This window comes from Actinomyces faecalis (genome assembly GCF_013184985.2).
Taxonomy (GTDB): domain Bacteria; phylum Actinomycetota; class Actinomycetes; order Actinomycetales; family Actinomycetaceae; genus Actinomyces; species Actinomyces faecalis.
In genome coordinates this window covers 1,912,995-1,926,754 of sequence record NZ_CP063418.1, presented here as the reverse complement: position 1 = coordinate 1,926,754, position 13,760 = coordinate 1,912,995, and the positions used below count along the sequence as shown (strand labels likewise).

At 70.7% G+C, this 13,760-nt stretch carries 9 protein-coding genes; 4 read left to right on the top strand and 5 right to left on the bottom strand.

The genetic code is table 11. The features are described from left to right. Nucleotides 1–7: 7 nt before the first annotated feature. Entirely contained in the window at nt 8–805 is a 798-nt protein-coding gene (locus HRL51_RS08290; RefSeq protein ID WP_172191239.1) for a sugar phosphate isomerase/epimerase family protein, read from the top strand. Between the two features lie 58 nt (nt 806–863). Here the strand turns inward: HRL51_RS08290 and HRL51_RS08285 are convergent, their stop codons facing one another. Continuing rightward, nucleotides 864–1,781: a cation diffusion facilitator family transporter gene (locus HRL51_RS08285; RefSeq protein WP_172191237.1), complete on the bottom strand. Its 918-nt coding sequence runs from the start codon at nt 1,779–1,781 to the stop codon at nt 864–866. A gap of 114 nt (nt 1,782–1,895) precedes the next feature. Next, entirely contained in the window at nt 1,896–3,470 is a 1,575-nt protein-coding gene (locus HRL51_RS08280; protein WP_172191235.1) for an aminopeptidase P family protein, read from the bottom strand. Between the two features lie 83 nt (nt 3,471–3,553). Here HRL51_RS08280 and HRL51_RS08275 point away from each other — a divergent pair, with 83 nt between their 5' ends. Both HRL51_RS08275 and HRL51_RS08270 read left to right on the top strand, forming a co-directional pair. Further along, entirely contained in the window at nt 3,554–4,399 is an 846-nt protein-coding gene (locus tag HRL51_RS08275; protein ID WP_172191233.1) for a PHP domain-containing protein, read from the top strand. Between the two features lie 100 nt (nt 4,400–4,499). Continuing rightward, nucleotides 4,500–5,129 (top strand): MarC family protein, encoded by a 630-nt coding sequence (locus tag HRL51_RS08270; RefSeq protein ID WP_172120237.1) that lies wholly within the window; start codon nt 4,500–4,502, stop codon nt 5,127–5,129. Between the two features lie 46 nt (nt 5,130–5,175). On the opposite strand, the gene HRL51_RS08265 is transcribed toward HRL51_RS08270, so the two are convergent. Further along, nucleotides 5,176–6,846 carry a DEAD/DEAH box helicase gene (locus HRL51_RS08265; protein ID WP_172191231.1) on the bottom strand — a complete coding sequence of 557 codons (1,671 nt, stop codon included), beginning with the start codon at nt 6,844–6,846 and terminating at the stop codon, nt 5,176–5,178. Between the two features lie 313 nt (nt 6,847–7,159). Here HRL51_RS08265 and HRL51_RS08260 point away from each other — a divergent pair, with 313 nt between their 5' ends. Further along, nucleotides 7,160–7,813 carry a ferritin-like fold-containing protein gene (locus tag HRL51_RS08260; protein ID WP_172191229.1) on the top strand — a complete coding sequence of 218 codons (654 nt, stop codon included), beginning with the start codon at nt 7,160–7,162 and terminating at the stop codon, nt 7,811–7,813. Nucleotides 7,814–7,931: 118 nt separating this feature from the next. On the opposite strand, the gene HRL51_RS08255 is transcribed toward HRL51_RS08260, so the two are convergent. Both HRL51_RS08255 and HRL51_RS08250 read right to left on the bottom strand, forming a co-directional pair. Then, a complete protein-coding gene (locus tag HRL51_RS08255) occupies nt 7,932–13,304 on the bottom strand; it encodes a S8 family serine peptidase (protein WP_172191227.1) in 5,373 nt (1,790 codons plus the stop codon). A 188-nt stretch (nt 13,305–13,492) separates the two neighbouring features. Then, nucleotides 13,493–13,708, bottom strand: a complete 216-nt coding sequence (locus tag HRL51_RS08250) for a DUF3107 domain-containing protein (RefSeq protein ID WP_172120233.1) — start codon at nt 13,706–13,708, stop codon at nt 13,493–13,495. Nucleotides 13,709–13,760 lie beyond the last annotated feature (52 nt).

The window sequence follows — 13,760 nt, the reverse complement described above, 5'->3', positions numbered from 1 at the left end:
AAGGCCGATGAGGACGCCGGTCGGCCTGTCCACAGCCTCGTGCCCGCTGGCCAGGGTGGAGAGCACCTTCCGCCTGGCGGCTGAGCTCGGCTACGACGGCGTTGAGGTCATGGTGTGGTCCGAACGCTCCACCCAGGACCCGGAGGTGCTCGCGCGTCTGACCCAGCGCTACGACCAGCCGGTGCTGGCCGTGCACGCACCGACCCTGCTGCTCACACGCTCGGTGTTCGGGGTGGACCCCTGGCGCAAGATCGACCGCTCGGCCGAGCTGGCACGTGCCCTGGGTGCGCCGACGGTCGTGCTTCATCCGCCCTTCTTCTGGCAGACGCGCTACGCGCGTTCCTTCGTGCGCGGCATCGACCAGCGTGAGCAGGCCGACGGGGTCTTCTACGCCGTGGAGAACATGTTCACCTGGCGCCCGCGCGACCCGCACTCCAGCCGGGACTTCCAGGCCTACTCCCCGACGTGGGACCCGGTGGGCCAGGGGTACCGGTCAGTGACTCTCGACGTGTCCCACGCCGCTACCTCCGGCTGTGACGCCCTGGCGATGGCACGCTCCCTCGGCCCGACGCTGAGGCACGTGCACCTGACTGACGGGATGCCGGGCTTTCGCGACGACCACCTCATGCCTGGGCAAGGCAACCAGGACTGCGCCGGGCTCCTGCGCTACCTCACACGTACCGGGTTCGCTGATCGCGGGGGCCAGGTGGTCGTCGAGGTCGGTACCCGCGGCATGAGCGAGGACGAGCGCCGCGAGGGCCTGGCCGGGGCGCTGGCCTACGCACGTCGTCACCTGGAGGACTGACCAGAGGGCGCTGGCCTACGCCGGTCTGGTTGCTGCTCGGCTGGCGCCTGGCACCTTCTCAGCAGCATCCGTGCGCCTCGTGCTGGCTGTGGGCCGCGGGCTCGATCTGGAAGGTGGCGTGCGTGATGCGGATCGGGAAGTGGTCGGCGACGCAGCGCTGCAGGGCGTCCAGCAGGTCGTCGTAGCGCCCGGCGTCCAGGCAGGAGCTGGTGACGACGACGTGAGCGGTCAGGACCGGCAGGTCGCTGGCCACCCGCCAGGCGTGGAGATCATGGACGGTGAGGACCTCGGGCATCTGCAGCAGGTGCGCGCGGACCTCAGCCAGGTCGAGCTCGGTAGGGGTGAAGTCCATGAGCACGCTGCCTGCGGCTCGCAGGAGCGTCACGGCACGAGGCACGATGAGGGCGGCGATGAGCAGGGAGGCGACGGCGTCAGCCTGGACCCAGCCGGTGAGGTGGATGACCACGCCCGCGACGACGACGCCGAGCGAGCCCAGGGTGTCACCGACCACCTCCAGGAAGGCTGCGCGCATGTTGAGGCTGGCGCCGCGACCTCCGGCGAGGACCAGGAGGCTGGCCACGTTCGCGCCCAGGCCTGTCACGCCCATGACGAGCATCCCTGCAGGCTCGATGGCCTCCGGCCGGGCTAGGCTGACCACGGCACGCACCGCGACAGTGACGCCGACCAGGCTCAGCATGCCTGCCTGGAGCGCCGCCCCCAGCACCTCGCTGCGCCGCATGCCCCAGGTGGAACGGTCCGTGGAGGGGCGGGTGGCCAGGTGCGCCGCCAGGAGGGCGACGACGAGGCCGGCGGAGTCGGTCGCCATGTGACCGGCGTCGGCCAGCAGGGACAGCGAGCCGCTGAGCCACCCCACCAGCGCCTCGCCGACCAGCACCGTGGACGTCAGGGCCAACGCGATCACCAGGCGGGTACGGCCGGCACCCTGGGCGTGGTCGTGCGTGTGCGTCGTCGTCATGGCACGACACTATCGGTGGGCCGAAGACACGAGAACGCGGCTGTGGCGTGGGATCGAGCCAGGCGGGCTCGATCCCACGCCACAGCCGCGTTCTCACGGGCGGAAGGCGTGTTCTCAGCCGGCGATGAGGCCGCTCACCCAGGCCTCGACCTCGTCCGCGGTGCGCGGCACCCCGGCGGTGAGGTACTCGACCGTGCCGCCAGCGCGTACGACGACGTCGTCCTCGATCCGGACCCCGATGCCGCGCAGCTCCTCCGGGACCAGGAGGTCGTCAGCGCGGAAGTACAGGCCAGGCTCGATCGTGAAGACCATGCCCGGGGCCAGCTCTGCGTCCATCGACATCTCTCGGCGCGCCTGGGCGCAGTCGTGGACGTCCAGCCCCAGGTGGTGGCTCGTGCCGTGGACCATCCAGCGGCGGTGGTACTGGCCGTCAGCAGACAGCGAGTCCTCGGCGCTCACGCCCTCAGGCAGCAGGCCCCACTGCTCGATCTTGGCGGCGATGACCTGCATGGCTGCGGTGTGGACGTCGCGGAAGCGACAGCCCGGCTCGCTGGCGCGAGCGAAGGCGGCGTCGGCGGCCTCAAGGACTGCCTCGTAGACCCGGCGCTGAGGCTCGGTGAAGCGGCCGTCGACCGGAATGGTGCGGGTGACGTCAGCGGTGTAGAGGGAGTCCACCTCGACGCCTGCGTCCACGAGCACGAGCTCACCCGGGCGCACGGCACCGTCGTTGCCGATCCAGTGCAGGGTGTTGGCGTGGTTACCGGCGGCGGCGATGGTCTCGTAGCCCAGGCCGTTGCCCTCCTCACGAGCCTTGGCGCCGAAGGCACCCTCCAGCACGCGCTCGCCGCGCCAGTGGCCGGTGGCACGGGGGATGGAGCGGATGAGGTCGTCGAAGCCGGCCCTGGTCGCGTCTACGGCCTTCTGCAGCTCGGCCACCTCCCAGGCGTCCTTGACCAGGCGCAGCTCGCTGGCTGCCTCGGCCAGGGCGTCGTCGACCTGTGTGGCCTCCTGACCACTGGCGAGCCCGGCGGCCTGACGGACCTGGTCCACCAGTGCGGTGACAGCGGCGTCAGCCTCAGCGATGACACGCAGCTGGACGCCGTCGACTCCCGCGTCCTTGGCCAGCGCGTCACCGAGGGTGTCGATGTGGGCGGCGCGGATGCCGGTGGCGGCCTCCACCTCCTGGATCGAGGGGCGTACCCCGACCCACAGCTCGCCATAGCGGGGGTCGGCGTAGAACTCCTCACTGGTACGTGAGGCGCGGGGACGGAAGTAGATCACCGCCTCGTGCGTGGCCTCGCCGGCAGCCGGGGCCTGACCGGGCGTGGTCAGCGGGTCCAGGACCAGGACGGCGTCAGGCTCGAAGTCCGTGCCGGTACCGGCCAGGTGGGCGAAGGCCGAGTGCGGGCGGAAGCGGTAGTCGCAGTCGTTGTTGCGGGTCTTGAGAGGCCCGGCGGGGATGACCAGGCGCTCGCCGAGGAACCTGGCGCCTAGCGCCGCCTGACGCTTGGCCGCCCAGGCAGCCGCCTCACTGAGCGGGGGCAGCTCGGCCGGGCGCGGCCCCCATCCGGAGCCGATGAAGTCGCGGAAGGCCTGGTTGGTGGGCTGACGTGAGCGGTTGCTGCCGCGCTGGGCCAGGGACTGGGGCTCCTCCTGGGCCGGGGCCGGGGTGTTCTGGGTGTCGTTCATAGCCTCATCCTGTCACTGCCAGCCACCGGGACGCAGCCTGTCTAGGCTGCCGGGACGCCAGGGGCGCCTCCTAGACTGCACGGGTGCGCATCGATCCTCATACCCACTCCGCGTGCTCTGACGGCACCGACTCCCCGGCCGGGCTCATGGCGGCTGCGGCCAGGGCAGGTCTCGACGTCGTCGGCCTGACCGACCACGACACGACGGCCGGCTGGGCCGAGGCGGCAGCGGCTGTGTCTGTGGCCGGGGTGAGCCTGCTGCGAGGGATCGAGATCTCCTGCATGGACCGTGGTGTCACCCTCCACCTGCTGGCGTACCTGCCCGATCCCGAGGCCCCAGGCCTGGAGGAGGCCTTCGAGCACGCGCGAGCCTCACGGGAGGGCCGTGCCAGGAGCATCGTCGAGCGCCTGAGCGAGGACTATCCCGTCACCTGGGAGGATGTGGTGGCGCAGGCCTCGCAGGCCGTCACGATCGGACGCCCGCACATCGCCGACGCGTTGGTCGCCGCCGGGTCCTTCCCGGATCGCTCGGCTGCCTTCGCCGGTCCGCTGGCCACGGACAGTCCCTACTACGTCGGCCACTGGGCGCTGGACCCGGTGCGTGCCTGTGAGCTGGTCCGGGCAGCCGGTGGCGTGCCTGTGGCCGCCCACCCGCGTGCTGGAGGGCGTCAGCGCCGTCTCGTCCCTGACGAGACCTTCGCGCGCATGGCAGAGGCCGGGCTGGCGGCGCTGGAGGTGGACCACCGTGACCATGACGCCGCCCAGCGTGAGCAGGCGCGTGTCCTGGCACTCCGTCTGGGACTGGCCTGCTCAGGGGCCTCGGACTACCACGGGGAGGGAAAGCCGAACAGGCTGGGGGAGAACCTCATGCCACCCGAGCTGCTGGAGCAGGTCGTGGACGAGGGCAGCCTGCCGCTCCTGACTCCCTGACGAGGTCAAGGTCTGCGGCTGTGCCAGAGATGGCCGGTCACGCCGGGAGCGTCTACGCTGCCTGTCATCCGTCACCTAGGAAAGGATCGCCAGACCCCGCATGCTCGACTCGATCTTCAGCCTGTCCCTGTTCGCTACCTCCTTCACCACGATCCTGGTCATTCAGGACCCGTTGGGGGCGGTGCCGATCTTCCTGTCCCTGACCAGCCGCCAGACCGACGCCCAGCGCAAGGCCTCGGCACGTCAGGCCACCCTGGTCTCCTTCGTGGTCATCGTGGCCTTCGCGCTGTTCGGCCGCTACATCCTTACCTTCCTGGGCATCTCCGTGCCGGCCCTGCAGTTCTCCGGAGGCCTGCTCCTGCTGCTGGTGGCCCTGGAGCTGCTGACGGACCGCGCTGACGAGAACCCGGACCCGGACGCGGTGACGGCCAACGCGGCCCTGGTCCCGCTGGGCACGCCCCTGCTGGCCGGCCCCGGTGCGATCGTCGCCGCGATGGTCGCCGTGGACTCGGCCAGCACGCCGGTGGTCGGCTGGGTCAGTATCGTCGCGGCGCTCGTGGCGTGCCACGTCGTCATCTGGCTCTCGCTGCGTTTCTCTCTGCCTCTGCACCGCGTGCTGGGGGAGTCGGGCATCCGTGTGCTCACCCGGATCTTCGGGCTGCTCCTGGCCGCGATCGCGGTGCAGATGATGGGGGACGGGATTCTCGCCTGGTTCCACCAGCACTTCTGACACCCCGCCCAGCGGTGAGTCGCGGTGAGTCCGCCGTGGGAACGGGTCAGTCCTCGGCAGCCGGTCGGTCGGTACGACCACCGTGGGTGCGTTTGCGGGTGCGCGTGCGAGGCGTGCGCTGGGAGCCGGAGGCGCGCCGCCTCGACGTCGTCTCCTCTCCCTCCCCCGCGGAGACACCGCCACGACGGCTGCGGGAGGAGCCGCGTGAGCCTGAGCGGGACCCGCGCCCGCTCCGGCCGCCAGAGCGGGAGCCGCGCCCGCCCTCGCGGGCACGCCGACCGGTCTCGCCCAGGTCCTCGATCTCCTCAGCGGCCAGCCCGGCCAGCGTGCGCTGGTCCTTGGGCAGGGTGCCGGTGACTCCCTCGGGGACGTCCAGGTCGCTGAAGAGGTGGTCGCTGGTGTGGTAGGTCTCCACAGGCTCCTCGACCGGCAGGCCCAGGGCCTTGGCGATCAGGCGCCAGCGAGGGACGTCGTCCCAGTCCACGAAGGTGACGGCGGTACCCGAGTGTCCGGCGCGGCCGGTACGACCGATGCGGTGGACGTAGATCTTCTCGTCCTCGGGGCACTGGTAGTTGATGACGTGGGTGACGTCGTCGACGTCGATACCGCGGGCGGCCACGTCCGTGGCCACCAGGACGTCGACCTTGCCGTGGCGGAAGGCCCGCAGCGCCTGCTCACGCGCGCCCTGGCCCAGGTCCCCGTGCAGGGCGGCCGTGGCAAAGCCTCGTGAGCCGAGGTCCTCGGCCACGCGGGCGGCGGTGCGCTTGGTGCGGGTGAAGATGATCGTCCGCCCACGTCCGCGTGCCTGGAGGATGCGCGAGACGACCTCGACCTTGTTCAGGGCGTGGGTGCGGTAGACCACCTGCTTGACGCTCGTGACGGTCATCGACTCGTCGCCCGGGTCCTGGGCGCGGATGTGGGTCGGCTTGGACATGTAGCGGCGTGCCAGCGCGACGACGGCGCCTGGCATCGTGGCGCTGAAGAGCATGGTCTGGCGGTCGGGCCGGGTACGAGCCAGGATCTTCTCCACGTCGGGCAGGAAGCCGAGGTCAAGCATCTCGTCAGCCTCGTCCAGCACCACCGTGGTCACGTGCTCCAGCGAGAGCACGCCGCGCTCCATGAGGTCGATGAGGCGGCCCGGGGTTCCCACGACCACCTCGGCTCCCTTCTCCAGGGCCTCGATCTGCGGCTCGTAGGCGCGACCGCCGTAGACCTGGACGATACGTACGGTACGTCGGGCGGCGGCCTGGGCCAGCTCAGTGGCCACCTGCTTGGCCAGCTCGCGGGTGGGCAGGACCACCAGGGCCTGCGGGGAGCCTGAGGCGGGGTCCTCGTCCCAGCCCTCCTCGCCGGGGCCCAGGGTATCCATGAGCAGCGGGATGCCGAAGCCGAGGGTCTTGCCCGTTCCGGTCTTGGCCTGGCCGATGACGTCACGCCCGTCCAGCGCGACCGGCAGGGTCAGGGCCTGGATCGGGAAGGGGTGGATGATCCCCTTGTCTGCCAGGGCCTGGGTGATCTCAGGCTCGACGTCGAAGTCGGCAAAGGTCTTGGCACCCAGGTCCGTCTGGGCCCCCTCGTCAGTGATGTCAGGGGTGGCCTCGTCCAGGACGGGGGCGTGGGCCTGTGAGGTCTCGATGACGCCGGAGCTGGCCTGCTCGTCGGTAGAGCCGGTCACGGGCTCGGAGATGGTGTCAGGAGTGGTGATGTCGTCGCTCACGACGTTCCTTCGGTCTGATCGGCCGCGTGCGTGCTCGTGCCGCCCTGCGGCACGGGGTGCGTCAGCCGTGCCAGCTCCTGCCTGGTAGGAGGCAGGTGGGCGACGGCGGAGGCGGCCTGACGTAGATGGCAGCCGATCGTGAATCTGCTCCGCTCAAGGCGTTGAGCCGGCGGGGCGTGGCTGCTGGACGACCGGGCAACCGTGGACAGGGCCACCTTAGCCGTCACCAGTCGGCCCCGTCCCTGCAGGAGGCTGTTCCACGGCGGCGGCGTGGGCGAACTCACGGGGACGCGTGGCGCCCTAGGCTGTGTCCATGACTGACGCCTCATCGCCTGCTCCTGCCCGACAGTCCACCGGCTACGTCCCGGCTGTCCTGGGCGTGGTCGCCTACGCTGCCACCGTGGCGAGCATCCGGCACGCCAAGGACTCGGACAAGGCGCCCTCGATGGCGCTGCGCGTGGACCTGCTGCGGATGGCTGCCCACCGGGTGGACTCCTTCGCCAAGGTCGACTCCCTGTGCGCGCAGCAGGGGTGGCAGGCCGCGTCCCTGGCGGACTTGTTCCGCGGGTCCCTGGGCGACTTCGACGAGCGTCTGCGTCCGGCCGACTGGGCTGAGCGCCTGCTCAAGACCTACCTGAGCCTGGGCCTGCTCTCCGACTTCTGCCAGGCGCTGGCCTCGGGAGCGCCTGAGGACCTGGGCGGGCCTCTGTCCCAGGTCGTCGGCGAGGGCTCCTTCGAGTCCCTCGCGGTGGCCCAGCTGCTACCGGGGATCGAGGCAGACCCCCAGCTGGCCGGACGCCTGGGACTGTGGGGCAGGCGCGTGGTCGGCGAGGAGATCGGCACCCTCCTGGGCGTGCTCGCCACCTTCCCCTCCCTGCTGGAGGGCCCGGCGGACCGGGAGGACCTGCACGAGACCCTGTCCCAGGGAGCGGTCCGCCGCATGCGCGGTATCGGCCTGCGCGTGTGAGGCTGGCTGACCTCAGCAGACGACGTGGCGCCCGCCCCTGCTGCAGGGGCGGGCGCCACGTCGTCCAGCCGCTAGGGGCGGGTGGGGAGGAGCAGCGCCCCTCCCCAGCCGCTGTGGCCTAGGCCCGACGGCGACGGCGTGCGGCCAGGAGTACGCCCACGGCGAGCACCATCGCGGAGGTCAGGACCAGCGGCGCTGAGTCGGCGCCGGTGCGTGACAAGGCACCGCCGGCGCGCGACGAGGAGCCACCGGTGGGGGAGACGCTGCTGACTCCGGGGGCCGCCTCTCCCTGCTGGCCGTCGGTACGTGAGCCCGAGGTACCTGTCCCGGACTGGTCCGACGCCTTCGGCGCCACGAGCAGGTAGGTCGCCCGCGACGGACCGGAGAAGGTCAGCACGCCGTCGGCCCAGGTCGCGGCCACCGGGACCTGACGGCCGTCGGCCAGGAGGTGCCACACACTGGTTCCCTCTACCACGGGGACGGTGATGACGGCGTCGACCGGCGCCAGGCCCTCACGGTTGGACACCACGAGGCGGTCCTCAGTCAGCGTCGCGCTCAGGGCGTCGTCGCGGCGGAAGGAGCCGGTTGCCGTGACCTTGCCGTCGCGCAGCGTCAGGATCTCCAGGTCGATAGTGACCGTGACCGTGCGCGTGACCGTACGACCAGCAGCATCCGTGGCCACGACCGTCACCTGCTGCCTGCCCTCGGTCAGCACCGTGCCCGCTGCCAGGGACAGCGCGGTGGCGCTGGCACCCGCCACGCTGCCGTCAGCCAGCACGGCGCCGTCGTCGGTGGCCCTGTACGCGGACAGGACCTTGGCGGCCAGCAGCTCCTGGTCGCCCAGGTCGGCGCGGTTGACGGTCAGGGACAGGGAGTCAGCACCCTCGATCTGGGCAGGCAGGTCGACGACGAAGCTGATGGTCCGCGTCGTCTCGTTACCTGCCAGGTCACGGGCGGTGACTGAGACCGTGTGACGTCCCAGCGCCAGGTCAGCGGTGGCGACCTGGGTCGTCAGGACCGCGGGAGCCGCCGCAGCGACCTCCTGCCCGTCCTGGTCAGCCTCGTTGCGAGCCTGTGCCTGCGCGTCCTGGCCCGCAGGGGCGAGGACGCCCTGAACGGTTCCGGCCTTGCTCGCGGCGTCCGTGGACAGGGTGTCGACGACCTGGCCGTCGACGGTGACCTGCGCGGTCGCCAGGTGCTGGTCGGTGGCGGAGACCGTGAGGACCCGCTTGTCCGAGACGGTCTCGCCCTCGCGGACCGTCTGGATCGTGGCGTCCGGGGCCTGGGCGTCGACGACGACCGGGATGCCGCCGGCCAAGGTGTTGCCCATCGAGTCGCTGGCCTCGATGAGCAGGATGTCACCGTCAGCGACCGCGACGTCCCGGGAGAACTCACGCTTGTTGGACTCAGGGCCCGTCCCGGAGCCGTTGTAGACCTCGACCACGGAGGAGTCGTTGATGCCCAGCTTGTAGCCCCAGCCGTCGTCCTCAGCGCTGCCGGCGAAGGTGACGGAGCTGTCCCTGGTGTACAGGACGCCGTCGTACAGCGTGGGGGTGGTGAAGCTGAGCGTTGGCATGGCGACGTCGAGGTAGAGGAAGAAGGCGTGGTCGTAACCGGGCACCACCTTGCCCTCGGCGTCGAGCACCTCCAGACGGAACTGGTTGATACCCGGCTGCGTGGGCAGGTCGAGGGAGAAGGTGCCGTCACCACGGTCCCTGGCCTCGAGGGGCAGCGGGTTGACGGGGCTGCCGTCCTCCCCGAAGCGGCTGGCCGGGGTCAGGCGGATGACCGAGGCGTCACCCATCGAGCCGCTCAGGGTGTAGCTGGTAGCGGTGGCCCCGGCGTCCGAGGAGGAGACGAAGCAGGCCGTCAGGCGCTGGCAGCTGCCGTTGAAGGAGGGAGCGGTGAAGGCCGGCTCGGTCCCCTGGCCCCGGCCCGCGATCGGCAGGCTCTGCGAGGTCGTGTTCGCGCCGTCGGAGGCGACGACGGGCACGGCCACCAGGTCCTCCGCAGGAGTGAAGGTGGTGGAGAAGGTGCCGTCAGGGCCGACCTCGACCTCCTTGCCGGCCACGGTCACCGACAGCGTGGCGCCGGCGCGCTCGTCACTGACTGAGCCCGTGACGGTGACGGTCCCGTCCTGCGCGAGGGCGAGGGCGCCGTCCTCGTCCAGCACCCCGGTGACGGTGAGGACCGGTGCCTGGGAGTCGTAGGTGACCGGGATGGTCAGGGTCTGGAGGACCGTACCGTCCGCGCCGTAGGCCACGACCTCGATCTCCTGCGCGCCCTCGGCCAGCGGGACGAAGGCGTTGGCGCGCCCGTCGGCTACCTCGACGTCCTTGCCGGCCACGGTGAGGTGGTCGACGTCGGAGGAGACGAAGGCCTGCAGGTGCAGCTGCCCGTCGGACACCAGCGGGGAGGCGGTGCCTACGACGGAGGAGGACAGGCTCTGGGCGTCAGGGACCACCAGGTGGGTGCCCGGCGCCAGGATGGCGGTGGCGACGGCGAGGTTGAAGCCTCGGTCCACCACCGAGGCGGTGACGTAGGGCGTGCCCTGCGGGACCTCGGCGGTGAAGGTGTTTCCACCGGTCTCGGTGACCGTCAGGTCCTTGCCGTCGGGGCCGGTCACCGTGGGCGTACCGAGCAGGCCTGACCCGGTCTCGGTGACCGTGATGGGCAGGAGGCCGTCCTGGAGCGTGCCGAAGGTGAGGACCGGGGCGGTGGCGTCGACGGTGAAGGGCATCTCGACGGTCTGCCACGGGTAGTCCGGGCTCAGGCGCGTGCGCACCCGGAAGGTGTACTCGCCGTCGGGCACGCGGACGTGCTCGGCTGCGGCCGGGTCCCACACGGTGCCGTCGAAGGTCTGGGTGGTGGCGACGTAGGTGCTGGGCTCCTCGGCCACCGCGACCTCGGAGCCGGTGGAGCGTCGCAGTCCCTGCTCCTGACCGATGACCTTGAGGACCTGGCCGGAGGAGTCGACGACCTCGTACTCGGCGTCCGAGGCGTTGCGCATCAGCACCAGGCTCGGGGCGACGACGTCCATGTCACCGTCGCCGTTGGGGGAGACCGCGTAGTCACCGAGCGCAGAGCTGAGCGGCACGGTCAAGCCGCCCCAGGTGGCAACCAGGCCGGTGGTCGAGGCGTTGGAGTCGTAGGAGGCGGGCAGGGGGTCGCCCGGTGCCCGCACGATCGCCTCGGCGTTCCAGTCGCCCACCAGGCCCAGGTAGGGCACGGACAGGTCCGGGGCTCCGTCAGTGGCGGAGACCAGGCTGGCCCAGCCCTCGACGTAGTGCGTCGAGGAGGTGTCCGGGGTCAGCGTGAAGGTGAGCGTCGCCGTGCCGCCGGCCGGGACCGTGACGGCGGAGGCGTCTGCGACCAGGGACTCGGAGGAGACGTGCGTCGTGGTCTGCGCGCCCGCCTCGTTGGACTCGCCCACCACCTTCTGGGCAGGGACGGTGTAGCTCACGTCCTTGTCCGAGCGGTTGGTGAGGGTCACGGTGAAGGAGCGCGGGCCGTCAACCTGGCGCAGGGCGACAGCGGCCTGGTCAGGCTGGTCCTCAACGGTGGCGTAGACACCGGTGGCCAGGGCCTTGTCCACCTGGGCCAGACCCGCACCGACCTGGCGAGGAGCGTAGGGGACCCCCTGCTCGTCAGCAGGAACCCGCGCGGTGTTCATCAGCGCCACACGGATGAGCTCAGCGCGCTGGGCTGCGGACAGGGAGGGGAAGCGCTCGGCGTACTCCTCCACCATGAGCGAGGCCATGCCCGACACGTTCGGGGTAGCCATCGAGGTGCCCGACTTCGTGCCGTACCGGTTGTCGTTGAGAGTGGAGTAGACCTCGCCACCGATGCCGGCGAGCTGGGGCTTGAAGTCCAGCGACGGCGTCGGCCCCCACGAGGTGAAGGAGGAGGGCGTGAGGGCCTTCTCGTTGTCCGAGACCAGGACCTCGGAGGTCAGGCGGACCTGGACTGTCTTGCCGTCCTGGATCGCCTGGCGAAGCTCCAGGGCGCTGCTGCGGGGGACCGAGCCACCGGGGAGCGTGTAGGAGTCGATCCCGGCCATCGACAGGAGCTCATCGCCGCCGGCGGCGCTGTTGAAGACCAGGACACCACCAGCACCGTGCTCGACGGCGTTGCTGAACTTGTCAGCGAAGCTGATCTCGCCGCGCTCGACCAGCGCGTAGGCGCCGGCCAGGTCCTGGCCCTCGGTGTAGTCCTCGGCCCGGCCCAGGCCCACGTCAACCAGCGGGTGGTTCTGGCCGTCAGCCGTGCCGGTCTGCAGGGAGTAGAGCATGCCCTGCTCGGTGCCGTCGATGATCCCGTAGGCCTGGGGCTGGGTCACCGTGGTGTTCTCGATCGAGGCGATCGTGAAGGCGTCGGCGTTGGAGGAGGGGGAGCCCAGCGTGGCGTCGTCCAGGAGGCCCAGCAGGTCAGAGGTCGACTCGTCGGAGGAGAAGTTGAGGCCGGCGTTGCCGGCGGCGATGTCCACGATGGCGCCGGCCTGGCGTGCCTTGGCAAGGGCACGGTAGGTGCCGTCCGAGGTGTCGTTGAGGCCGTTGGGAGATCCCAGGGAGAGGTTGAGCACGTCAGCGCCCAGCTTCACGGAGTCCTCGATGGCGGCGATGATGTCCGCGTCGCGGGCGCCGCCGCCGGAGTTGGAGAAGACCTTCATCGCCAGCAGCTGGGCGTTGGGGGCGACGCCGTCCAGGCGGCCCTTGGCCCAGGCCTGCTCGGCGCTCTCGCCGTCGAGCGAGCCGTTGGCCGCCACGATGCCGGCCACGTGCATGCCGTGCTGGTCCTTGGTGGCGTCCTTGACGACGTAGCTCTCGTCGGCGTAGTTGTAGCCGGTCGGGACCTTCTCGTTGAAGTGGCCCTCGGCGGCGGGGTTGACGGTCGTGATCTTGACCTTGTCCCGGGCGCTGGAGTCCAGGCGCATGTCCTGGTGCTCCGGGTCGATGCCAGAGTCGATGATCGCGACCACGGTCCCGGTGCCGTCCGTGCCGTAGTCCTTGAGCGCCGTCGGCACCCCCTGCGCCACGCGTGCGGAGTGCTGGGACGGAGTGAGCTCCAGGCTCTCGGCGTCAGCGAGGTCAGGCGCGGCGCCGGTCTCGACGTGGTCGTAGACGCGCTCGATCTTGACCGAGGCGACTGTGGGCTCCTGGGCGAGAGCCAGCATCCTGCCAGCCGGCATGGAGGCAGAGAAGCCGTTGACCAGGTAGCCGAACTGACGCTCCACGCTCAGGCCGTACTGATCGGACCAGGCGGCCAGCAGCGTGTCCTGGTCAGCGACGTTGGTCCTCTCCTGCCCCTGAGAGGGTGCAGCGGGCTGGTTCTTGAGAAGGACCACGACGTTGACTCGCTGCTCCGAGGAGGCCGAGACGGAGACGGTCGACGGTGGAGGTGCGACGGGGACGGCGCTCGCGGTGGCTGAGACCGGCGCCAGGAGCGCCAGGGACACCACCGCTGCGAGCCCGCAACGGTATGAAGATCTCACAGGGATGCCTTTGGGTTGGGTGGATAAGGGTGCCAGAAGACTAGTGGGTGTGGTGTGTCATACATGTGTCGTGCCCGCTTCATAAGACCAGGGCGGGCTGCGCGCTCTGGAGGTGCGCAGCCCGCCCTGGGACGGCACGACGGTCGCACGCGCGACCTGGACGATCGCGGTGCTGCGGGGCGCCGGGCTCAGATACCGAAGCCGACGCGTCGGGGAGCGGCCTCGCCCAGCTCGACGTAGGCGAGGGAGCCGGCGGGGACAAAGACCTTGCGGCCCTTGTCGTCGGTCAGGGTGACGTCCTGGGTGGCGGCACCTGCCAGGGACGCCAGGACCTCGTCCTGGCTGGCGGAGGTCTCCAGGGCGAGCTCGCGGCCGGAGTGCTTGATTCCGATGGTGACCTGCATAGGTACTCCTCATGGTGGACGACGGGGCACCGGCGCTGTGGCGGGGTGCCAG